This is a genomic window from Streptomyces sp. NPDC058678 (genome assembly GCF_042714835.1).
Taxonomy (GTDB): Bacteria; Actinomycetota; Actinomycetes; order Streptomycetales; family Streptomycetaceae; genus Streptomyces.
Genome location: NZ_JBHXSG010000005.1, coordinates 30,295 through 53,665, shown reverse-complemented (window position 1 = coordinate 53,665; position 23,371 = coordinate 30,295). Strand labels below are relative to the sequence as shown.

Below are 23,371 nucleotides of genomic sequence, written 5' to 3'. Positions count from 1 at the left end.
CGGAATCCGACATGGACGAAGAAGGAGAGTGGCATGAGCGCAACAGATGCCCTGACGGTGGCCGCCGAGGGCGGAGTCATCGGCGACGGGCGGACCGGAGCCAACCTGGCCCTCGGTGTGGGACTGATCGGCATGGCCATCGGCCGGCTGGCCCTGGCCCGCGTCGGCGGCCGTATCAGCGCCGGAAATGCGCGCATCGGCGCCATGGCGGCCATGGCGGTGGGCCTGGTCGGCACGGCCCTCGCGGCGCTGCATCTGGCCACCTCCAATGGCGGCCCCGGCACCGGCAACGGGATGGTGGGAGCCATCGGGGCCATCCCATTGGGGCTGATCGCCATGGCCATCGGCCGGCGTACTCTCGCCCGCTCCCGACGCACTGAGCGGACCGCAGACGGCTTCGAAGACGAGCGGGAGTTCGGGTCCACCCGACAAGTACCGCCGGGCGGGTCCTGACGGACCGTCCGGACAAGCGCCAGGGCGCCACCTCCCCGCCCCAGGCCGGGAAGAAGGAGCCGAGTGCGTGGCGGATCGGGGTGGTGCGTCCGCACGATCCACTCGCACGGATTCCGGAAGGGGGCGAACTCCTAGTCGAGCACGGCGCTGACGTTGCCGCGCACCCGGAGCTGACAGTTGACGTGACGTGAGAAGTCGGGAGCGCCCCTGCCGGCCGCTGGGGGTGCGAACTGCCCACGCCGATACCGGAATCTGTTGGTTCGATTTGCCCATGAGGGGGCGTTTCCTCGCCTCGACTCCTGCACCCTTGTGCTCGCGGATCCTGACCAGGGCTTTCTGTGGCATTGACTGGGCGGAGGGTCACCACGACATCGTGGTGCGGTCTCTATCATCAGCCATGCCTAAGATGACATTCAAAAGGTGGCAAGTGTCACGGCGGACGCTGCCCGTGGAACACTCACGCAGCAGTGGGTCGCTTCGGGACCAGTTCCAGGACACCGTTAACGGTGACGAATGTGCTGGAGACAGTCGGCGTGGCCCCACTCCAGGATGCGCCGGATAACCGTCACCGACCGGATGGTCTGGCGAAGGCCACGGGAGCCCGGTAATCGGTTGCTACCGGGCACAGGCGACGTAACGGATAGGACAGCGGAGATGAGCAGCGTAGTCGAGCGCTACCAGGCACTTGAGGAGCATGTTGCAGGCGGCCGCCAGGTCGTCGTGACGGACATCCTGGACGTGCCCGTGGCCGCTCTGCGGCAGGCCAATGAGCACGACGTCGCGGTCCTGCTGCTTCTCGGCGAGTTGTGCGCCCGCATGGACCACGGGAAGTCAGCCGCTCCCACGTTGCTGGCGACAGCCGACAAGTACGTCGACACCTCCTTCTTCTACACCGGTCGGATACTGCCGCGGACCAGGGAGCTGATCGAACTCCTCGACCGCGCGGTGCGTGAGCGGTCGTTGGACCTGCTGATGGAGGTGGCCGACCACCTCAGCCAGGGCTGGGCGGGGTACGCCGACTCCATGTTCCCGTCAGCATTCGCCCGGATCGCCGGCGAGGCCGGGCTCGAGGGGAAGCCCGAGCCGTTCTCCCGTGTTTCCTTCGTGTTGTGGCACGAGGGTCTTGAGGCCGCCGCCGAGAACGATCCGGAGCGGGCACTGTCGCTCTTCGCGGACTCCCTCGATCGATACCGGAAGTACGGCTACTACGCGGACGCGTCCTGGCTTCACACGGACCTCGTTATTGCCCATCTGCTCGCCGGGCACAAGGAAGAAGCCTATGCCGAGCTCGAGGCGCAGCGGGACTATGTGGAGAAGGTACTCGAGGCGCACCCGTTGGTCGCATCCGGCGCAGGGCGGTCTTTTGCCTTTCACCTGGGCGACGTGCAGAGCGGCAACTACAGCACGTTTGTGGAATCCTCCGTCCTGCGCCCGACCGAGCTGACCGAACGCGACCGCGAACTCCTGATGCGATATGTCCGCACCAGCGAGTTCCTCATTTCCGCCTGCCGGTACGGTGTGCACCGCGACTTCGATGCGGCACTCGACACCTTCTCCTTCGGCTGGGGCACCTATCAGCAGTCGCCTTATCCGAGGATGTTCCGGCATCTTGCCGACCGTTATCTGGAGACCCCTGAAAAGTGGAACGCACATCTCACAGCGTATGAGCAGTGGCACCGGATGCTGCGCACCTACCGGATCCGTGTGCGGCCCAATGTGCTCATCGACACGGCCGCGACGCTGCACGATCGCTTGGGCTACGCGGGGTTGAACACCTGCGCAAGCCTCGTTCTGCTGGACACCGCAGTGCTGCACTCCCGGCTGCACGGCAGGGGCGAGTCGGTGGACTGGATCACGCGCTACCTGCGGGATCTGCGGCCGACCCTGCCGGAAGTCCTGGGCGCTGTGGCCGACTACCTGCAGGCCCCACGCAATACGGAGCGCCGCCAGCTGCTCAGCCGGTACATCGGACTCCGGGCTGGTCACCTCGCGCCCGAATTCCTCTCCCTCGACCTGGGCGAGGAGCAGCTGCCGCAGCCGAACCGGCTGGAGGTAACGCTCTATGGCCGATTGCTGTCGGTGGAAGGGATCACCGTGCACGAGAATGCGCCGCAACCGCTCATCGACATGCTCCGCGTGCTCGGTCGTGAATTTTCGCAGAGCTTCACGGACAGATCCGCTGTCCCGTTTCTTTCTGCTGCCGAGCTTTCGAACCGTACGAACCGGACCCCAGCGGCCCTGGCTCAGACGGTACGCCGATTTCGCAGTGCCTGCCAGGAGCGATTCCGTGAAGTGGCGGAATACAGCATGGTCCAGGACGCCGTGATTCAAGGACGCCCCGGCTACCGGCTGAATCCGCAGAGCATCTATCGATTCACCGAGTATTCGACTGAAGCCGCTTGAAACCGCTTGCCTTCACCTTCATTGAGCCGGGACTCACCGCGTGATGATCGGCTGGAAGATTCCGAAAGGGAATCGAAAGGCACATCGTAGGTAAAATCGCGCCGCACCGCTGCGGCGACGTTCGCAGCGGCCGACGACTGACTTCGTGCCCGAACCCGTCGAGCCCAGCATCCACCGCTGCCCCGTCGACGCGGTGAACTCGGCCGCCACCTCCCGGGTATCCGCGCCCCCCGGACGGCTCAATGACCCGCTCCGGGAGGTCGTACTCCGCCAACGCCCATGCAACGACCGCACCATGTCCGGCGGCGTCACATTCAGGATCTCGTCGCAGCCCTCCAACTGCTGAACATCCTCAAAACTGGGCCCCTGCAGCATCGCCTCATCAGCCACCATCACACGCGTGGCAAGTGCCTCACGCAGAGCGGCTGCTCGGGTGGAGCGGCAGTGGTCATGGTGTGACCGCCAGCCGCGACGCGATTTCCCGGGCCGGCTGGTGGCCGTAGGTGCCGCTGATCCTGGCCAGCAGATCCGCCGTGAGCAGTTTGTACTCCTGCGAGCCCACGGATTCGATCACCACCGTGGCCAGTGCGCAGCCGAGTTGAGCCGCTCCCTCGTAGGGCAGCTGCCAGGCGAGGCCCGCGAGGAAGCCAGCGCGGAACGCGTCGCCCACCCCCGTCGGGTCTACCACGTCGTCCGTCGGCACCGCCGCAATGTCCTGCGTCTCGGCATCCGCTGTCGCGATGGACACTCCGTCAGCGCCTCGGGTGACGATCCAGGTATCCACCTTGGCGAGAACCTCGTCGCGGCTCCAGCCGGTCCGTTCGAGGAGCAGCGCCGCCTCGTACTCGTTGGTGAACAGCAAGTGGGCCCCGTCCACCAGGCGTCGAGTCTGTTCGGCGTCCAAGCGGGCCAGCTGTTGGGAAGGGTCGGCCCCGACCGGGATACCCAGGGCGTGCGCCGTGGCCGTGTGGCGCAGCATCGCCTCGGGGTCGTCGGCACCGACGATGACGAAATCGAGAGGCTTCGCACGTCGATGCACTTCGCCGAGGTCGATCCGGCCGGCCTCGGTCATGGCCCCCGCGTAGAAGGTCGCAATCTGGTTCTGGTCGGCGTCCGTGGTGCACACGAAGCGGGCGGTGTGCAGCGTTTCGCTGACCCGGACCGCTGACGTGTCCACGCCGTGCTCGCTGAGCCAGGCGTCGTAATCGGGGAAGTCCACGCCCGCGGCGCCGACCAGCACGGGGCGCAGGCCGAATCGGCCAAGCCCCAGAGCGATGTTCGCTGCGACGCCTCCGCGGCGCACGTCAAGGCCGTCGGCGAGGAAGGACAAGGACACCCTGTCGAGCTGTTCGGTGATGAGCTGCTCTTTGAAGCGGCCGGGGAAGACCATCAAATGGTCGGTGGCTATCGAACCAGTGACTGCTATACGCACAGCAATCTCCCTTTTTGCCTGTCAGTAGGACCTTGTCAGGAAAGGCCGGCGGCGTTGCGGAGGGCGTCGGCTCGGTCGGTGCGTTCCCAGGTGAAGTCGGGGAGTTCGCGGCCGAAGTGGCCGTAGGCGGCGGTCTGGGCGTAGATGGGGCGGAGCAGGTCGAGGTCGCGGATGATCGCGGCGGGTCGCAGGTCGAAGACGTCGGCGACGGCCTTTTCGATGGTGTGCTGGGTGATGGTTGCGGTGCCGAAGGTCTCGATGAACAGGCCGACGGGTTCGGCCTTGCCGATGGCGTAGGCGACCTGGACCTCACATCGTGAGGCGAGACCTGCGGCGACGATGTTCTTGGCGACCCAGCGCATGGCGTAGGCGGCCGAGCGGTCGACCTTGGACGGGTCCTTGCCGGAGAAGGCGCCGCCGCCGTGGCGGGCCATGCCGCCGTACGTATCGATGATGATCTTGCGGCCGGTCAGGCCGGCGTCGCCCATCGGGCCGCCGACCTCGAACCGGCCGGTGGGGTTGACCAGCAGACGGTAACCCTCGGTGTCCAACTTGACTCCGTCGTCGGCGAGTTCGGTCAGGATGTGCTCGACCACCTGCTCGCGGATGTCGGGGGCGAGCAGCCCGTCCAGGTCGATGTCGGCAGCGTGCTGGCTGGAGACGACGACCGTGTCCAGGCGCTCCGGGCGGCTGCCCGAGTACTCGATGGTCACCTGGGTCTTGCCGTCCGGGCGCAGGTAGGGCAGCGTGCCGTTCTTGCGGACCTCGGTCAGACGCCGCGACAGGCGGTGTGCCAGGTCGATGGGCAGCGGCATCAGCGTGGGCGTCTCGTCGGTGGCGTAACCGAACATCAGGCCCTGGTCGCCCGCGCCCTGCGCGTCCAACTCGTCCGCTTCACCCTCGACCCGCTGCTCGTACGCGCTGTCCACGCCCTGTGCGATGTCCGGGGACTGTGCGCCGATCGACACCGACACCCCGCACGAGGTGCCGTCGAAGCCCTTCGTCGACGAGTCGTAGCCGATGTCCAGGATGGTGTCGCGCACCAACTGTGCGATCGGCGCGTACGCCCGGGTCGTCACCTCGCCGGCGATATGTACCTGACCGGTGGTGATCAGGGTCTCCACCGCCACCCGGGAGGTCGGGTCGTCGCGCAACATCGCGTCCAGGACCGCGTCACTGATCCGGTCGGCGATCTTGTCGGGGTGACCCTCGGTCACGGACTCCGAAGTGAACAGTCGACGGGACAACGCCGCTCCTCCTGTGCTGGGTCGGGGGGCACTGGGCGCCTGGGGGTGACGCCGGGTGAACGGCGGGACGGTGAGGGTCAGGAAGTGCATGTGAAACCGGGAACGGACACGACGCCTGCCGCGTCTCGCGACTTGTCCAGGACGAGCTGGGCCAGGGCGATGTCCAAAGAGCCGAGGCCGAAGGGCGAGTAGACGGCCCGTGCGCCGAGGTCGGGCTTGGCCACGCCGCGCAGCAAGTCTCCGACGGGGACGATGTCCTGGCGATCCACGGTGCCCTGTTCGACGGCGAGGGCGAGCGAGGTCTTCTCGCGCAGGGCGTGTGACACGTCGTCGACGACGTGCACAGCGCCGGCCATGGCTTCAGGCGTCAGATCACGCAGAGACATGTGCAGGACCACGGCGTTGTGCTTGAACCAGTCCGCATCGCTGAGGTGCGGCACGACCGCTGTGGTAGCGAAGAGCACCACGTCCGCGTCCTCCACGGCCTCCTTGAGTGTGGCGGCCGCGGATACGTCGGCCGTCAGCTTTCCGGGGATCTTCTTGCTCTCCGTGACGAAGCTCTGTGCGCGTTCGTGGTCGAGGTCGAACACCACGAGAGAGTCGCAGGCCCAGCCAAGCCCCGCGAAAACGTCCAGGGTGGTGCGCGAGATGTAGCCGGTGCCGATGACCGCCACCTTGGCCGGCGCACGGTCGCCCGCGCGGAGCGCTTCGGCGCCGACCGCCGCGGACAGCGCGGTGCGGTGCCCGCTGATCTGTGCGCCTTCGAGGACGGCCTTGGGGAAGCCGGTGCGCGGGTCGTTGAGCGCGATCAGGGCGGAGGCCCGGGGCAGGCCCAGGCCGAGGTTCTCCGGGAAGCTGGAGATCCACTTCACACCCATGGCCTCGGAGTCGCCTCCGACATACGCGGGCAGGGCGATGATGCGCTCCCTGCGCTCTTCGTCCGGGCGCAGGAACAGGCTGTCGGGGTTGACCAACTGCCCCTGCGCGGCCTTGATGTAGATGTCTTCGACGATCTCCTTGGACGCCGTGCCCAGGGACTGCAGAACGTCCTTGACCGCCGCCGCGGGGACGATCGTGATGCTCTGGTCAGGGGACTGCTCGGAGTGGTCCATGTGTTCCTCGCTGTTCAAGTCGTGGTGAGGGAGGGGGTGTTCCGGGCCCGGTGTTCTGGTCCGGACTAGCGCAGCAGGGAGAACTTCTTCGTGAGCGGGTCGACCACGTCGCGCGGACCGAAGACGGCCACGCCGTAGTAGTCGAGTTCGGCCTCCGGTGTCTGCCGCATGCGCTCGAGCTGGTCGGCGTAACTGCCCCCGGTCATCTGCCCGGTGAAGTCGGTACTCAGGAGTCCGGCCGCGGACGCCTCGCCGCGCAGACGGCGCAGCCAGGCAGGGCGGCCTTCGAGCACGACGAGCGAGAGCCCGGAGACGGGTACGTGGGCGCCTTCGTCGGCATCGGGGAAGTCGAGGAACGACATCCGCGGGAGCAGTTCGGGGCGTACGGCCGCTGCCTTCGCCACCAGACCGAGACAGAGGTGGGACGCGGCATTCGTGGCCACTCCGTGATCGAGCTTCGCCTTGAGGGCCACCACGAACTTGAATTCCTGGTCGACGTCTTCAGGCGTGACTACGATCTTGCCATTTTCGAGCATAGGTACCCTGTGGTCCTTTTCTTGAAGGTGCGTGGAACTTGAAAGTCAGGCGTCCGAAGAGTAATCGAGCAACCGTTGGACGTGCGCCGGGTTGATGCGGTATCCGGGGCGGCCTTGAATTACGGCGTCCTGGATCACTTCGTACCCGGCCACTTCCCGGAAGCTCTCCTGGCAGGCATTCCGGAATCTGCGCACTGTCTGGGCGATTGCCGCCGGGGTGCGGTTCGTGCGCTGTGAGAGCTCTGTCGCTGACAGGAACGGCACTTCGCCGTCCGGTTGTCTCCGCATGAATTCTTCGCCAAGCGCTTTAAGGATATCAATAAGTGCCTGCGGTGTGATTTCGTAGACCGTTATCCCTTCCAGAGAGAGCAGTGGGCCGTAGAGTGCGACCTCAAATCGGTCGAGATCCGGTATCGGCTCCTCGCCGAGCTCCAGGCCCGGGAACTCTGGCGCCAAGTGAGCGGAGCGCAGCCCCATGTATGTGCTGAGCTGCCACTGGAACTGCCCGCCCTGTGGTGCTTGCAAGTAGTGGGCCGTCGCGTTCACCATTTCCGGCACAAGGGGACGTAATTCTCGTAGGTAGCGGGTGACCCATTCCACGGCACCGTTCTTGCCGTGCAGCCGGGCGTGGAAGATGGCCGCGTCGAGCAGGACGATGGCGGCACTGGTGTCCAGGCCCGCGTAAGCGAACCGGTCATGCAGCGTCGTCGCGGTGTCGATCAGCACGCGTGGCTTCACCCGGATCCGGTAGGTGCGCAGCATCCGGTGCCAGCCCTCGTACGCGGTCAGGTGCGGATTCCAGTCGTGCCGGTTGTCGATATAGCGGTCGGCGAGGTGCAGGAAGATCTTCGGATACGGCGAAGCCTGGAAGGTGGACCACCCGCAGGAGAAGACGTCGAGCGCCGCGTCGAAATCCCGTCGGGCTCCGTACCGACAGGCCGCGAGGAGGTACTCGCTGGTGCGCACGTAGCGATTCAGCAGGGCCGCGTCGCGGGTGGTGAGCACCTGCGGTCGCACCGTGGAGGACTCCACGAACGTGCCGTAGTTGCCGCTGCGTACGTCCCCGAGTTGGAAGGCGTACGACTCGTCCCCGGCACCTTCGACGAGTGGGTGGGAGCCGAGGATTTCTTCCACGTAGTCCCGCTGCGCCTGCACGGTGGCCGACGCCTCGTCCTCGCGGCCGGCCAGTAGATGGGCGATGACCACATCCGTGTGCAGCCAGGCGGCGTCCGCGTAGTAGCGGTAGTTGCGGTAGCGCTCGAGCGATACTTCGAAGGACGACAGCGCCCGCTCCGCGTCATTTGCTGTGGCGCTGGCCAGCCCCTGCTTCCAGGACACGAACGAAACCTCGGTGAACTGCTCGAGAGTCACGTCGAGGCCGAGTTCGTCGGCGAGCCTGGCGAAAGCCGCAGGGAACACGGACTGTGAATAGTCGGTCCAGCCCTGGCTGAGGTGGTCAGCCGCTTCGGTGAGGAGGTCCGGTGACTTTTCGTCTGCTCCGCGGTCGAGGAGTTCGATCAGTTCCATCGCCCGGGGCAGGATCCGACCCGTGTAGAGAAAAGAGGATGCGATATACCGTTCGGCGGTCTTGCCGAGAGCTGACGCGATCGACTCGCCGCCGTCCATGCGGGCACATAACGCGCTGAGCACGAGAGTCTGCGCCACGTCATGTTCGTCGGCGAACCGAAGTTCGGCAGTCGGCATGTCGACCACGTCTCCCACATCCACGCGGGGGCCACCTGAGGCATGCCTCTCGAGCGACTGAAAGCGCTCGGCCAAGCTGCTTTTCTGCACCTCGGTCCTATCCTTCATTCCTTTTGTTCAGGGCAGGCGCGCCGGCCTGAGCTTGCGGGTCTATCCGGTGACGCCGGTCGGCCGGAGTGTCGTCCCGATCGCTTCTAACCACTCGTCGGAGTAGATGGTGCTTTCGTACTTCTCTCCGCCGTCCGCGCAGATGCACAGGGCGTCGCGGACGTCGGGATTCTCGCGCAGGTAGCGCGCGCAAGCTGCCACGACCGCGCCGGACGAAGCGCCGAGGTGAACACCCGTCGTCGCCAGAACTGTCCTGCAGTAGTAGGCGGCTTCACCGACGTCCACATAGGCATAGTGGTCGATCAGGGATTCCTTGAGAAAGGAGGACGGTCGGCTGGCGCCGATGCCGGACAGATACCGTCGACCGGGCTCGCCGCCGTAGGCGACGGAGCCGTCGACGTCGACCGCCACCATGCGGGTGGCGACGCCTCGGTCGCGGAAGCATTGGCTGATCCCTGCAAACGTACCGCCGGTGGAAACGGCCGCGAACAGCGCATCCGGAGGGGTCGCCAGTTGGTCGAGGATCTCTGGTCCGGTCATCCGGCGGTGTATTTCCGGGTTCTTCGGACTGTTGTACTGGTCCACCCACACATAGCTGTCATCGGCCTCGAGCATCTCCTGGACTTTGGCCAGTCGTGACAGCAGGTACCCGCCCGCCTCGTCGACCTTGTCGACCATCACGATGTGGGCGCCGAGGTCCGTCAGACGACTGCGGACCTCGACCGTGCTCATGGGATCGAGTATGGCGGTGAAGCCGATGTTCAGGTAGCGGGCCATGCCCGCCAGGGCGACGCCGAGGTTGCCCGACGTGGACTCGAGCAGCCGCATGCCGGGCCTGATCCTGCCGTCCTGGACGAGGCCGCGCACAAGTCCGTAGGCGGTACGGGCCTTGATCGAGCCGGAGATGTTGTATCCCTCGAGCTTCAGCTGGATCGTTCGTGGCTCCCCTTGGATGTCAATCGTGATGGGCTTGATCGGGGTAAGCCCCAGCAGGGCCTCGAAGCGGTCCAAGTAGTGCTTCATCTTCCCTCACATGTCTTGCGGCCAACGGGCACCCACGCACCTGAGTGTCATGCTAGAGCTCCGTAATGACAGGAGACAGTCATACTAAGTAGTATCCATGACGTAAAGGGGGCGTCTCAGGATCTGGGCTGCCCCGTCGATGTGATCCGTGGAAGGGCTCCTCGTGGTGTTCCAGGAGCAAGATCAACTATCGCGCAAGGAGAAATCCAGGCTTGTGCGCGACGCCCTGGGGGTCGGCCTGGCCGTCGGTGCCTACGGTCTGTCCTACGGGGCCCTGGCCGTTTCCAGCGGCCTGAGCATAGGGCAGACGCAGTTTCTGTCCCTCCTCCTTTACGGAGGTTCGGCCCAACTCGCCCTGGTGGGGACGCTCGCGGCGGGCGGCGGCGGGGTGGCCGCGTCCGCGACCGCCGCACTGCTCGGAGTGCGCAGCCTCTTCTATGGGGTGAGCCTGCGGCCGGTACTGGACCTGCGTGCGAGATCGCTCCTGCCTGCGGCTCATCTGCTGAGCGACGAGAGTACGGCCATGGCGATAGCCAAGCCGACGCCGGCGGCGAGTCGCTTCGCCTACTGGGTCACCGGCTCCGTGGTGTTCCTGTTCTGGAACCTGACCACTCTGATCGGCGCCCTCTCCGGCTCGCTGCTGGCCGATCCCAAGGCACTCGGGCTCGACGCGGCCTCCTCTGCCGCCTTCCTGGCGCTGGTGGCACCGCGACTGCGTGAGCGGGCCGGCCAGTTCGTCTTCGTCCTCGCGGGCCTGGTGGCGATCGCCGCGTCGCCGCTCGTCGGTTCGGGCTTGCCCGTGGTGATCGCCGGGCTCACGGCTCTGAGCGTCCTGCTGCTGCCAACTGCGCAGGCCCGCCGGCGCGACAGCCTGAACGTGAACGGCGGCGCGCCAGAAGCCAAGCCCGTGAACAGTGGCCCGGCGGACGATCAGTGCGCAGGGGGAAGTGTGACCGGGCGTGGAGGTGCCGCATGAGCTGGACCTGGATTCTCCTCGCGACGGCCGCGTGTTTCGCGCTCAAGCTGGCGGGCTTGTTGGTCCCGGAGAAGGCGCTCGGCCGGCCGGCCGTCGCGCGGGTCGCGGGCGTGGTGCCCGTTGCGCTGCTCGCGGCCCTCATCGCCACTCAGACGTTCGTCGATCAGCAGCAACTGGCGCTCGATGAACGCGCCGTGGGGCTCGCTGTCGCGGGTCTGGCGATCTGGCGGCGCGCCCCGTTCCTGGTCGTGGTGGTGGCTGCGGCCGCCACAACCGCGGGCCTGAGGTGGCTCGACCTGGCCGGATGAGGGAGCGGCTCAGATGTTGAGACACCCCTTTACGAGTCATGGAGAGGCAATAAGATGACCTATGTAAGTCATCCTAAGGAGGCAGTATGACAAGCGCGGTGGAGTACGCGGAGCTTCAGTACGGATGGGAGAAGGCGTACCAGGACCAGAGTGCAGGTCCGCTCTGGCAGGAGGACCCGATTCCGGTCATTCCTCAGGCGATCGAGGCCCTCAAGGGACGCAGCACCAACACAGTTGTCGACCTGGGCTGCGGGGACGGGCGTAACCTCGCCGCCCTGGCCGAGGCCGGATTGAACGCGCTCGGCGTCGACATCGCCCCCACCGGCCTGGCGAATGCCCGCCGCGTGATCAAGCAGCGCTCGTTCCTGCTGCGCGCCGATGCGACGAACCTGCCGCTCGTCGACGCCTCGGTGGACGCGGTGACGTGCTTCGACGTGTTCGGCCAGATCCAGGACCCCACCGACCTGATAGCCGAGGCCCGTCGCATCGTGGCGCCCGGTGGCCTGTTCGTCACCAACGCCTTCACCCTCGACGACGGCACCTACGGCGAGGGCGACGAGATCGCGCCGCACACCTTCGCCTACAAGGACACGCTGTTCCGCTACTACAGCGAGGAGGAGATGCGCGAGCTCTTCTCCGACTGGACCATTCACGAGATTCGCCGGATCTCCTGGGACGACCCGCCGCACGGCGACTTCCGCCCGTACCCGCACACCCACGACAACTGGGTGGTGTACGCCACGCCGCAGGACTGATCCAGTCCAGGCGTCTCGCAGGGCGGCCCGCCCGGCATCCTGGGTCAGGGCCGCCCTGGGCCACATCGAGAGTTCCGCCTCAACCTGCTGGCCGGCCACAGGCGTTGGCCCAGCGCGGGCGTCTCGAGCCATTCCCCAGCGGATACACCTGCAGCTCCTTGTGAGATGCGCTCCCTTTGGGTAGCCGCAGTCTGCTTTCCACGCCACGGCACGGTGCTGCCGCTGCGAGGTCTGCGGAAAGCCGATCCCAGGAGCCTGCCACACACCGTCGACCGTCCGTAGCACCCCAACTCCGGTGCCGACTCGACGACCACGCACTTCGACGCGGTGTCCGCCACCAGCGCCAAGAGTGACGGCTTCCCCTTTTGGGCCGGAGCCCGAAGTGCCCTTCCCGAATCCCCTCAGCGGTCGGCTGCCGCTGCAACCTCAGGGAGCGTTGTGTCCCGTCGACTGTTCACCTCGGAGTCCGTGACCGAGGGGCATCCTGACAAGATTGCTGACCAGATCAGCGACACCATCCTCGACGCGCTTCTGCGAGAGGACCCGACTTCCCGGGTCGCCGTGGAGACGCTGGTCACCACCGGCCTGGTGCACGTGGCCGGCGAGGTGACCACCAAGGCATACGTCCCGATCGCGCAGTTGGTGCGCGAGAAGATCCTCGAGATCGGCTACGACTCGTCGAGGAAGGGCTTCGACGGCGCCTCCTGTGGCGTTTCCGTCTCCATCGGCGCGCAGTCCCCGGACATCGCGCAGGGTGTCGACACTTCGTACGAGACCCGGATCGAGGCCGCTGCCGCGGACAGGAGCGATGCGATCGACCAGCAGGGCGCCGGCGACCAGGGCCTGATGTTCGGTTACGCGACCGACGAGACACCCCAGTTCATGCCGCTGCCGATCGATCTGGCACACCGCCTGTCGCGGCGACTGACCGAGGTCCGCAAGAACGGGACCGTCCCCTACCTGCGCCCGGACGGCAAGACCCAGGTGACCATCGAGTACTCGGGCAGCCGCCCGACACGCCTGGACACCGTCGTGGTCTCCTCGCAGCACGCGGCCGACGTGGATCTGGACTCGCTGCTGCTGCCGGACATCCAGGAACACGTGGTCGACGTCGTCCTGAAGCAGCTTGCCGAGGACGGCATCTCCCTCGACACCGACGGATACCGTCTGCTGGTCAACCCCACCGGCCGGTTCGAGGTCGGCGGCCCGATGGGCGACGCCGGCGTGACCGGCCGCAAGATCATCATCGATACGTACGGCGGCATGGCCCGCCACGGCGGCGGCGCCTTCTCCGGCAAGGACCCGTCCAAGGTCGACCGCTCGGCCGCCTACGCCATGCGCTGGGTCGCCAAGAACATCGTCGCCGCAGGTCTCGCCGAGCGCTGTGAGGTCCAGGTCGCCTACGCCATCGGCAAGGCCGAACCGGTCAGCGTGTTCGTGGAGACCTTCGGCACCGGCCGGGTTCCGCAGAGCCGCATCGAGGACGCCATCGCCCAGGTCTTCGACCTGCGCCCCGCCGCGATCATCCGCGACCTCGACCTGCTCCGCCCCATCTACGCCCAGACCGCCGCCTACGGCCACTTCGGCCGCGAACTGCCCGACTTCACCTGGGAACGCACCGACCGCACCGACGCCCTCCGCAACGCCGCCGGCCTCTCCTGAACGACGGCGCGCTTGACAGGGGCGGCTGACCGAACCAGGTCCGCAGAACCATGAGCAAGTAAGTGGACGGGAATGAAGATACGTATCGCCGTAGCCGGTTCCATTGCCACCGACCATCTCGACAGGGTTTCCCCGTCTTTCCTCGTCGACGCCGTGAAAGTTCGGCGCGGGGTCGTCACTCCGGAGTACCACTTCTCGACCGCCGACCGCTCGGGACGTATCGCCCGGGAACCAGTTGAGCAGCAACGGACAAGCCTGTGACCAAGAGAATTGTCATCATCGGGGGTGGTGCCACCGCTGTCAGCGCGTTGGCCCACCTGGCCGGTGCGCCCGGCAACGAACGCATCACCCTGGTGGCGCCCGGTGCCATCGGGTTCGGCACCGCCTTCGGCACCACCGACCCCACGCTTCTCTGCAACACCTCCGTGGACGTGACGTCCCTGCTGGCCGAGGGGCGATCCGACTTCCTCGACTACCTGGCGGCACGCGGCCATCCGGTACACCATGACGACTTCGTGCCCCGGTATCTCGTCGGGCAGTACTGCAGGGAGCGCTACGGCCAGTACCGCGACCGGGCTCGCGCCATGGGCACCAAGGTCACCCACATCCGGGAACGGGCGGTCGCCATCAACAGCCTTGACGACGGCACCTACCAGGTCGAGTTGGCCGACGGCGCCACCGTCGAGGGCACCGACGTCATCTTCTGCGCGGGCGCCGACGCCCCCCGGCTGCCCGCCGAGGTCAGCGCCCACCAGGGTGACCCGTGCCTCATCGAGTCGCCCTACCCGGCCGACCGGCTGCGGCGACTGCCGCACGACGCACGGGTCCTTGTGCTCGGCTCCAAGCTGTCGGCCATCGACGCCGCCCTCGTCCTGTCCCAGCAAGGCCGTCGGTACTGTGTCCTCACTTCTCCTTCCGCCACCCTGCCGGCCGTACGCACCCGTCTGCGCCGCAGCGCCGAGCCGGCCATCGGCCCGAGCGACTGGGCGGCACTCGATCCCGAGAAGGCGTCCTTCGACGGCTCACTCGCCCGCATGCTCGTGCGGGCCATACGCCGCAGCCACCCGGAGGCCCGCGGGGTGCGCACCCGCTCCGGGGCGGACATGGCCACTCGGCTGCTGCGCGAAGAGGCACAACTCGCCGACGAGGGCCGCATCCCGTGGCAGGACATCGTCGCTGAGGTGATAGACGCACTCAACGAGCATGTGCCGCACTGGCGGCCCCAGGCCGCCACGGACGTCCTCGCCCGGTACCGCACCCTGATGTCGCGCTACATCTCCGCGATCCCGCTGCACAATGCCAAGCTGCTCGGATCCCATGCCGCAGCGGGCAGACTGCGCGTGGCCCCCGACTACCTGGAGCGGATCAAGCGCACCGATGTCGGCTGGCAGGTGGACTGGCCGGACGGCTCGCGCGAGAGCTTCGACCAGGTGGTCGTCGCCGCCGGATACCGTACTCGCCGGCTCACCGGAACGGTTGGCCGACTGCACATCGGCTACGACGGGGACGGCCCGGAGCCCGAACTCCTCGCCGACCTGAGGGTCCGGTTTCCCGATCGGGGCACCCCGGAACGCATCTGGGTCCTCGGCGCTGCTGCAGGTGCCCGCCACCCCATCGTCAACTACCTGCGGGCGGCCGCCCAGCACGCGGCCGTGGCCGGGGACCAGATCGCCCGGCCCCGTACCGATGAAGTTGCCACGTTCGCCGAAAGGACTGCTCTGTGATCGCGCTCGTCGTCCCGGCCTCCAGCGGAGCCCAGCTCGCCGATGCTCTCCAGGAGGAGGGAGCCGAATTACTCGAGGTCTACCCGGAGGACCGCGCGTCGCTTGCAGGGACGGAACGCACCGGTGTCAAGACCGTCCTGCACTCCGACCTGGACAGCACGGCGGAGCAGCTGCGCGCACTCGGCGTACGCACGATCGTCGCCGGCAGCGAGTTCGGCGTCACCCTTGCCGACGAACTCGCCGAGCGGCTCCGGCTCCCGCACCACGACCATGCACTGCGCTCGGCCCGCCGTGACAAGTATCGGATGCAGCAGGCCCTCGCCGGGGCCGGCCTGGCCCATGCCCGCAGCAGTGTCGTGCGCACCGAGGATGAGCTGAGGGCCGTCCTCGCCCAATGGGCGTCGTATCCCTTGGTGATCAAGCCGTTCAACAGCGCGGGCAGCGACGGCTGCCAGATCTGCTCCACCTCCGACGAGGCCCTCGCCGCCTTTCGTGCGATCGCCGGACAGCGCAACCTCATGGGCGAGATCAACGAAGGTGTCCTCGCCCAGGAGTTCCTGGCCGGCTCGCAGTACATCGTGAACACGGTGAGCATGGACGGCCGGCATCTGCTCGCCGAGTTGTACGCCGAGCGCATCGATCGCGTCGAGGGCAGTCCGGTGCTGCGGCACATCATCAGCCGTACCATCCCGGACGAGCGCGAGCGGGAGCTCGTCAACTACAGCAAGCGCTGCCTCGACGTGCTCGGCATCCAGGACGGCGCGGCCCATACCGAGGTGATGCTCACCGCCGACGGACCCCGGCTCGTCGAGGTCAACTCGCGGTTGATGGGCCCCTATCTGTCACCCGACGCCTACCACTGCGCCTTCGGCTACAGCAGCCAGCACCTGGTCGCCGAGCGACTTCTGCGCCCCGACGACTTCCGTAACCGGTTCGACCTGCCGTACGGCCCGGCCCGCACCCTGGCCAAGGTCTTCCTGCGCGCTCACCGCCCGGGCATCCTGACCTCCGCCGACGGCCTGCGCGAACTGCGTCGGCTGCCCGGCTTTCACAGTGTGGCCCGGCTGCCGCAGGTCAACGACGTACTGCGGGACACCCAGCTGACCACGGGTTCCTGCGGCACTGCCTTCTTCGTGCACGAGGACGCCGAACTCATCGAGCACAGCCTCGCGGTGCTGCACGAGATGGAGGACTCCGGAACCCTGTTCCAGGTCTCGGAAGCCGGGGCTTGACCTTGCCCGTTCTCTACATCGTCACCTCCGTGTTGCTGCAGGCCGGCGTGTACGGCTTCGTGTCGGGCACCCTGGACTCCAGCGGCAGCCTCGCCCTTTCCTGCGCCGGATTCGCCGCCGCGGCCGTGCTGTTCAACACGGTCCTGCTGGTCCGCCGCATGCGGAGCGGACCGGTAGGAGTCACCGCCCCCCCGGCCCGTGGTCTGCTCGTGGCGATGAACGTCGTCACGGCCGTCACCTTCCTCAGCTTCTATGCCTCCTTGACCTGGGTGCCCGCCACGCTGGCCACCGGTGTCGAGACGGCGATGGGCCCGATCGTGCTCGCGCTGCTCGGCCTGGCCGGGCAGGGGCGCCGAGTGTCGCGGCAGGGCTGGTTCGCCGCGGTCGTCCTGGTGTTGCTCGGTGTCGCGGTCGGACAGCGGTTCACCGAGGACGGCGCGTTCGGGCCGGGGGTGGTATCAGGTCTCGCCCTGGTGGTCGTCGCGGGTGTCGGCGCGCCCGTACTCGCCCTGATCTCAGCGGAGCTGGGGAGGCAAGGCGTCGACCCCGTGTACGTCACGGCACACCGGTTCCACCTCACGTACGTGTGCGGCGGACTGCTCCTGCTCCTCGTCGGCGGACCCGGCAGTGACTGGACCGGGGAGCTGCCGACGATGCTGCTCACCGGTGTGCTCGCTGTGACTCTGCCGCTGTTCGCACTGCAGGCCGGGTTGCAGCGCACCGACCCCATGGTGGCGATCGTCCTCCTCACCACGCTGCCGGGCATCACCTACCTTGCGGAGACCGCCTTCCACGGCTCCTTCGATGCCGTCTCGCTCGCCGAGATCTGTGCACTGATCCTGGTCGCGGTCTGGTACGTGCGGGTGTCCGGCAAAGACAAACCCGCACCGGTCGCGGCACAGCCGCCATTCGTCTCCAGGGCGTGAGACGCGCCCCAGCTCTGACAGGACGGTTGCATGGACTCGACGGCACAGCTCTACCTGGATCTGATGAAGAAGGTACTGGCGAACACCATCTACGAGGACGCGCCCGTACCGGCCAGCTGGGCCCCGGCGCACGAGTACGACGAACTCAACCGCAGACTCGGCGTCGACTGGCCGAGCGTGGCGCACACCATGATCGGGATACGTCGTCTCGAGAACGTCGAGCACTGCGTGACGACGGCACTCGCGGACGGCGTACCAGGTGACTTCATCGAGACCGGCGTGTGGCGCGGTGGGACCTGCATCTTCATGCGGGCCGTGCTCAAGGCCCACGGTGTGACCGACCGGTGCGTCTGGGTGGCGGACTCCTTCGAGGGCATGCCGAGGGCGGACGAGTCGACCCACGCGGGGGACCAGGAGCTCGCCTCCGATCGCTACAACGACTTCATGGCGACCGATCTGCCCACGGTCCGCCGGAACTTCGAGCGGTACGACCTGCTCGACGACCAGGTGAGGTTCCTGCCCGGTTGGTTCCGCGACACGCTCCCCACCGCTCCGGTGGACCGGCTCGCCGTGCTGCGCCTGGACAGCGATCTGTACGAGTCGACGATGGACACCTTGGTCCACCTGTATCCCAAGGTCTCGCCCGGCGGGTTCGTGATCGTGGACGACTACCACATTCCCGTGTGCGCCGAAGCAGTACACGACTGGAGGGCCAAGTTCGGGATCACGGACCCCATCCGGGACATCGACGGCCTGGGCGTCTACTGGCGACGTGAGGCATGAGCCCAGGCCCGTTCCCGTCCGGCCCGGTCATCGCCTCGCCGATGCCGTCCAGCGCAACGCGTACGCAGGTCAATGCAGGTCAGACAAGTGGATTGGAGCAGCGGAAGTGAACGTAACCGCGGGTGAGGTGCTCGCCCTTGTCTCGAGCCGGCTTGGCGTCCCGGCAGAACAGCTCGACCCCGGCCGCTCGTTCGTCGCCGCGGGAGCTGACTCGCTGTCGCTCATGGCGCTGGCCAGGGCCGTGCAGTCCGAGTTCGGCGTACGGGTGTCCGTGCGCGAACTCTTCACGGACGTGGACACGCCGGGGAAGCTGGCCGAAACGGTGGCCGGCCGTGCCGCGGAACCTCCGGCTCCCGCCACTGCTCCAGCTGCTCCGGCCGCTGCAACTGCTCCGGCCGCTCCGGCTGCCCCGGCTGCCCCGGCTGCGGAGCCCGTCCGGTCCGCCACCGTGCACACCGCGCCCGCCGCACCGCCCCCGGTGCCGACCGCCGACGCCTACGACTCCGCGCTTGCCCTCTTCACCGACCAACTGCAACTGGCGGGCAAGATGATGACCCGCTTCTCCGAGCTGACGGCCGAACAGTTGAAAATACTCAGCGGTCTGCGACCCGGCCCGGCCACCGGGGCTCCGCCCGCCCTGCCCGCCGTACACCCCCCACTCGGGACGGACCGGTCCGACGCCGCTGCCGCGACCGCCGAGCCTGCCTCTGCCGACGGAACCACCAACCGGCGGCCGGCCCGGGTGTCCCGTCCCGGCACACCACACCTCACGGCTGCCGGCACCGCCGGGCGCACGCCTGCGGGCACCGCCGCGCGCACTTCCCCCGACTTCAGTCTCTACTTCTTCGGCGACTACCCCGAGCCCGACAGCGCCCTCGCCTACCAGCACCTGCTGCAGGCCGCTGAGTACGCCGACGAGCAGGGTTTCCACGCCCTGTGGCTGCCGGAACGGCACTTCCACTCGTTCGGCGCGCTCTTTCCCAACCCTTCCGTTCTGGCGGCCTCCCTGGCCACGCGCACCTCCCGGGTCCGACTGCATGCGGGCTCCGTCGTGCTGCCCCTGCACAACCCCATCCGGGTGGCGGAGGAGTGGGCGGTCGTCGACAACCTGTCCGGTGGGCGGGTCGGGCTCGGCTTCGCCAGCGGCTGGCACTCCACCGACTTCGTCCTGGCACCGGAGAACTACGGCCGGCAGCGGGACATCATGTATGCACACCTCGACACCTTCCGGCGACTGTGGTCCGGTCGGCCGCTGACCGTGACCTCGGGCGACGGCCGCCCGACAGAGGTGAGCCTGCATCCCAACCCCGTGCAGGGCGACGACGTCCCGCTGTTCGCCGCGGTCCTGTCCAACCCCGAGAGCTATGAGCGGGCGGCACGGGCCGGACTCGGCATCGTCACCAACCTCATGGCCCAGAGCGTCGAGGACCTCGCCGCGAACATCGCCCGCTACCGTGCCGCCCGTGCGGCCCACGGCCTCGATCCCGAAACCGGACGCGTCGTTGTTCTGGTGCACACCTATCTCGGGCCCGACGCGGAACGCGCCAGGCAAGAGGCGCGCAAGCCGTTCTGCGACTATCTGCGCTCCTCGATCGACCTGTTCGACAACGCCGCCAACAGCCTCGGCATCGACGTAGATCTGCTGACCACGCACCAGGACGACCTCGACTACGTCCTCGACCTGGCCTACGAGCGTTACTGCGAAACCCGGGCTTTGATCGGCAGTGCCACCGAAGTGCGGCCCGTCCTCGATTCGTTGACGGCCGCGGGTGCGGACGAGATCGGGTGCTTCATCGACTTCGGGGTCGCCCCTGACCTCATGCTCGGCGGGCTGCCCGAACTCAACCGGCTGCGCGCCGCGTCCGCCGAGCGAACCGAAACCGCTCCCGCCCCTGCCGTGTCGCCCCGCACCGCCCCTGCCACCCCGCTGCAGCGTCAGCTGTGGCTGCTCGACCGGATGGACCCCGGGAGCCACACCTACTACGAGCCGAAGGCCCTGTTCATCGAGGGCCCGCTCGACACCGACGCGCTGCGGGCCGCCCTGCATCAGGTCGTGGCGCGCCATCCCCAACTGCGCACCGTCTTCCGGGAACGGGCCGGCCAGCTGGAACAGGTCGTGCTCGACACGGTCGCGGTGGACTGCCCGGTGACGGACCTGCCCGGCCTCGACGACACAGCCGCGCTGCTGAGGCTGCGGGATCTCGAGGACGAGGCGGACTTCGACCTTGCCGTCGGCCCGCTGTTGCGCGCCAGGATCGGCAAACTCGACGGAGGGCGCCATCTGCTCTACCTCGTGGCCCACCACACTGTGCTCGACGCCTTGTCGACCCGCATCCTGTGCCGGGACCTCGCCGCGTACTACCGTGCTTGGCCGGGTGAGCCCACCGATCTGCCCGAACTGCCCCTGTGGCCCACCGCTGCGCAGGAAAGCCCCACGCCCGAGGGACTTGCCTACTGGAAACGGGAGTTGGCGGACGCCACCCCGCTCGGCCTGCCCACTGACCGGCCGCGCTCGGCCGGGCACGAGGTCCGCGGAGCCACGCTGGTGCACGAGACCGACGGCCGGCTGCGCAGCGGCGTCCGCCGTCTTGCCCGGGCCGAGGGTTGCACGCCTTTCATGGCGCTGCTCGGTGCGGTGTCCGCCACCCTGGGCCGGTTCGCCGCGCAGGATGACATCGTCATCGGTACGGCGGTCACCAACCGGCCGGAGGACGCCGCCGACGTCATAGGCATGTGGGTCGAAACGGTCGCGCTGCGGCTCGATCTGTCCGGCGGCATCGGCTTCCGGGAACTGCTGCACCGCGTCAAGGCCCGCACCACGGCGGCCATGGACCACAGGGGTGTCCCGTTCGACCAGATCGTCGAGGCCGTCAATCCCGACCGCAGCAGCGGCGCGAACCCCCTGTTCCAGGTCATGGTGGAGTACGAGGAGGAGCTGGGCTCCGTCTTCGAGAACACCGGGCTGACCGCCGAGTTCCGCCAAGTACCGCGCAAGCAGGCACCGTTCGGCCTGACCTTCTACTTCACCGACCACGCGGCGGGCATCCGCTGCACCGTCGAATACGATGCCGGTCTCTTCGACGAGTCGACGGTGCGGCGGATCGTCGAGTACACCGAGAACCTGCTGCGCGGCGCGGTGGATTCGCCCGGTGCCGCGCTGTCCGAGCTACTGGCGTTGACCGCGGGCGATGAGCGGACCCTGGCCGGCTTCCAGGGTGAGCGCACCGACATCGAACCCGCCACGCTGCACGGGCTGTTCGAGGAGCAGGCCGCCCTGACACCGGACGCCCTCGCGGTGGCCGGCGTGGGCGATCCGCTCACCTACGCACAGCTGGACGCCGCGGCGAACCGCCTCGCACGGCGGCTCGCCGACCGGGGCCTGGCCAAGGGCGAGGTCGCCGCAGTCAGCGTGCCGCGCGGCCCGGGCCTGGTGACAGCGGTACTCGCCGTACTCAAGTGCGGCGCCACCTACGTACCGGTTGATCGGGCGTTGCCCGCCGAGCGGCGCGCGTTCATGCTGACGGACAGCGGAGCCCGCCTTGTCATCGCCGACCAGACGCTCGACGGCGACGTTGCCGACGCACTGCCGTGCCCCGTGCAGTGGCTGGAGGACGTGGCACCGAGTGGTGAGGACGGGCCGCTGGGCCGGGTCGTGGACGCCGCGGACACGGCGTACTTCATCTACACCTCGGGCTCGAGCGGCCGTGCCAAGCCGGTCGCCGTCCCGCACCGGGGTCCGGTGAACCTGATCCGCTGGCAACTGCGCACGCTCGGCGCGCTGCGGACCGTGCAGTGGGCGTCGGCTGGCTTCGATGTGAGCGTCCAGGAGATCTTCTCCACCCTCGCCTCGGGGCAGGCGCTGATCACCATCGACGACGAGACCCGCTATGACCCGGCAGCGGTCGCGGCGCAGCTGCGCCACTTCGGGGTGGAGCGCATGAGCGTGCCGTTCACCCCCCTCAAGTACCTGGTGCGGGAGCTCAAGGCAGTCCCGTCCCTGCGCCAGTTGCTGATCGGCGGCGAGAAGCTGACGCTCACCCCCGAGCTGCGCGATCTGGCCGCACGGCGCCCCGAGCTGACGCTGTACAACCAGTACGGGCCCACCGAGACGTCCATCGTGGTCACCTCGCACCGGGTGGACCCGGCGACCGAGACGGTGGTGCCGATCGGACGGCCGGTGGACAATGTCACGCTCGTCGTGTCCGACGACTCGGGCCGGCCGGTGCCGATCGGTGTCCCCGGCGAGCTCGTCATCGGCGGTGTCGCCGTCTCGCACGGCTACCACGGCAACCCAGACACCACCGCGCGCGGCTTCTTTGACGCGCCGGACTCCGGCGAACGCCGCTATCGCACCGGTGACCTGGTGCGTTGGCGTGCCGACGGCGTCCTCGAGTACATCGGCCGCATCGATGATCAGGTGAAGATCCGCGGCTACCGGGTGGAGCCCGAGGAGGCCCAGTGGGCGCTCGGCCGCCTCGACGGGGTGCGCGAGGCCGTCGTCCTGGCCCGCCCCGACGAGTCCGGTGACACCGAACTCGCCGCCTTCGTGGTGCTCTCGCCGACGCATGCGCCCGACGGCGACTGGAGCGCTCCGCTGCGCGCGCAGCTGGCCGCGGTGCTGCCGCACTACCTCGTACCGCAGTCCTGGGTGCGACTCGACCGGATTCCGTACGGCGCAACCGGCAAGCTCGCCCGCGACGAGCTCCTCGCCCTGCGCGCGCAACCGACCGCCATCGCGACGGACTTCGAGCTCAGCGAGCTCGAGCGTATGGTGCACAAGCTGTGGGCGGTCGAGCTGGGCATCGACCCGATCGCGCCGGACCGCTCCTTCTTCGACATCGGCGGCAACTCCCTGTCGTCGGTACGTGTCCTGGAGCGCATCTTCACGGAGCTCGGGCATCGCATACCCGTGGCCGACTTCTTCGCCGCGCCCACGATCCGCGGGGTCGCCCACCGCCTGACCGCCTTGCAGGGAGAGGAGCGCTGA

17 protein-coding genes and 1 pseudogene are annotated in these 23,371 nt (G+C 67.8%); 11 read left to right on the top strand and 7 right to left on the bottom strand.

The genetic code is table 11. The features are described from left to right. The first annotated feature begins 33 nt into the window (after window positions 1-33). Complete coding sequence (locus ACFWWR_RS07195; RefSeq protein ID WP_384302362.1) at window positions 34-453, top strand: DUF6223 family protein; 420 nt, start codon at window positions 34-36, stop codon at window positions 451-453. Window positions 454-1,107: 654 nt separating this feature from the next. Continuing rightward, window positions 1,108-2,856 carry a hypothetical protein gene (locus ACFWWR_RS07190; protein WP_384302361.1) on the top strand — a complete coding sequence of 583 codons (1,749 nt, stop codon included), beginning with the start codon at window positions 1,108-1,110 and terminating at the stop codon, window positions 2,854-2,856. A 141-nt stretch (window positions 2,857-2,997) separates the two neighbouring features. Here the strand turns inward: ACFWWR_RS07190 and ACFWWR_RS07185 are convergent. From ACFWWR_RS07185 to ACFWWR_RS07155, 7 genes and pseudogenes are all read right to left on the bottom strand, one after another. Beyond that, window positions 2,998-3,276 (bottom strand): annotated as a pseudogene (locus tag ACFWWR_RS07185) (hypothetical protein); the annotation flags it as partial. Between the two features lie 28 nt (window positions 3,277-3,304). Then, on the bottom strand, window positions 3,305-4,288 hold the full coding sequence (locus ACFWWR_RS07180; protein WP_384302359.1) for a carbohydrate kinase family protein: 984 nt from the start codon (window positions 4,286-4,288) through the stop codon (window positions 3,305-3,307). Window positions 4,289-4,323: 35 nt separating this feature from the next. Next, window positions 4,324-5,535, bottom strand: coding sequence for a methionine adenosyltransferase (metK, locus tag ACFWWR_RS07175; protein WP_384302357.1), 1,212 nt, complete (start codon window positions 5,533-5,535; stop codon window positions 4,324-4,326). Between the two features lie 77 nt (window positions 5,536-5,612). Further along, complete coding sequence (locus ACFWWR_RS07170) at window positions 5,613-6,647, bottom strand: 2,3-diaminopropionate biosynthesis protein SbnB (RefSeq protein WP_383859993.1); 1,035 nt, start codon at window positions 6,645-6,647, stop codon at window positions 5,613-5,615. Window positions 6,648-6,712: 65 nt separating this feature from the next. Continuing rightward, window positions 6,713-7,183: a DUF2000 domain-containing protein gene (locus tag ACFWWR_RS07165; RefSeq protein ID WP_383859996.1), complete on the bottom strand. Its 471-nt coding sequence runs from the start codon at window positions 7,181-7,183 to the stop codon at window positions 6,713-6,715. Between the two features lie 45 nt (window positions 7,184-7,228). Continuing rightward, window positions 7,229-8,977, bottom strand: a complete 1,749-nt coding sequence (locus ACFWWR_RS07160) for a hypothetical protein (RefSeq protein ID WP_383859999.1) — start codon at window positions 8,975-8,977, stop codon at window positions 7,229-7,231. Between the two features lie 60 nt (window positions 8,978-9,037). Then, window positions 9,038-10,006, bottom strand: coding sequence for a pyridoxal-phosphate dependent enzyme (locus ACFWWR_RS07155; RefSeq protein ID WP_384302355.1), 969 nt, complete (start codon window positions 10,004-10,006; stop codon window positions 9,038-9,040). A gap of 160 nt (window positions 10,007-10,166) precedes the next feature. On the opposite strand from ACFWWR_RS07155, the gene ACFWWR_RS07150 reads away from it, so the two are divergent. The 9 genes from ACFWWR_RS07150 (at window position 10,167) to ACFWWR_RS07110 (ending at window position 23,371) form a co-directional block, all read left to right on the top strand. Next, the gene (locus ACFWWR_RS07150) at window positions 10,167-10,994 is read left to right on the top strand and encodes an AzlC family ABC transporter permease (RefSeq protein WP_384302353.1); all 828 of its coding nucleotides are present in this window, start codon (window positions 10,167-10,169) and stop codon (window positions 10,992-10,994) included. Beyond that, window positions 10,991-11,302 carry an AzlD domain-containing protein gene (locus ACFWWR_RS07145; RefSeq protein WP_383860009.1) on the top strand — a complete coding sequence of 104 codons (312 nt, stop codon included), beginning with the start codon at window positions 10,991-10,993 and terminating at the stop codon, window positions 11,300-11,302. The genes ACFWWR_RS07150 and ACFWWR_RS07145 overlap by 4 nt, the downstream gene beginning before the upstream one ends. A gap of 86 nt (window positions 11,303-11,388) precedes the next feature. Next, the gene (locus tag ACFWWR_RS07140) at window positions 11,389-12,057 is read left to right on the top strand and encodes a class I SAM-dependent methyltransferase (protein WP_383860012.1); all 669 of its coding nucleotides are present in this window, start codon (window positions 11,389-11,391) and stop codon (window positions 12,055-12,057) included. 438 nt (window positions 12,058-12,495) lie between these two features. Continuing rightward, complete coding sequence (gene metK, locus ACFWWR_RS07135) at window positions 12,496-13,719, top strand: methionine adenosyltransferase (RefSeq protein WP_384302351.1); 1,224 nt, start codon at window positions 12,496-12,498, stop codon at window positions 13,717-13,719. 257 nt (window positions 13,720-13,976) lie between these two features. Next, window positions 13,977-15,443, top strand: coding sequence for an FAD/NAD(P)-binding protein (locus ACFWWR_RS07130; protein ID WP_383860018.1), 1,467 nt, complete (start codon window positions 13,977-13,979; stop codon window positions 15,441-15,443). Next, the gene (locus ACFWWR_RS07125; protein ID WP_383860021.1) at window positions 15,440-16,675 is read left to right on the top strand and encodes an ATP-grasp domain-containing protein; all 1,236 of its coding nucleotides are present in this window, start codon (window positions 15,440-15,442) and stop codon (window positions 16,673-16,675) included. Before ACFWWR_RS07130 ends, ACFWWR_RS07125 begins: the two co-directional genes overlap by 4 nt. Next, on the top strand, window positions 16,672-17,601 hold the full coding sequence (locus ACFWWR_RS07120) for a hypothetical protein (RefSeq protein WP_383860024.1): 930 nt from the start codon (window positions 16,672-16,674) through the stop codon (window positions 17,599-17,601). Before ACFWWR_RS07125 ends, ACFWWR_RS07120 begins: the two co-directional genes overlap by 4 nt. Window positions 17,602-17,631: 30 nt before the next feature. Continuing rightward, on the top strand, window positions 17,632-18,384 hold the full coding sequence (locus tag ACFWWR_RS07115) for a TylF/MycF family methyltransferase (RefSeq protein WP_383860027.1): 753 nt from the start codon (window positions 17,632-17,634) through the stop codon (window positions 18,382-18,384). 106 nt (window positions 18,385-18,490) lie between these two features. Continuing rightward, a complete protein-coding gene (locus ACFWWR_RS07110) occupies window positions 18,491-23,371 on the top strand; it encodes a MupA/Atu3671 family FMN-dependent luciferase-like monooxygenase (protein WP_384302349.1) in 4,881 nt (1,626 codons plus the stop codon).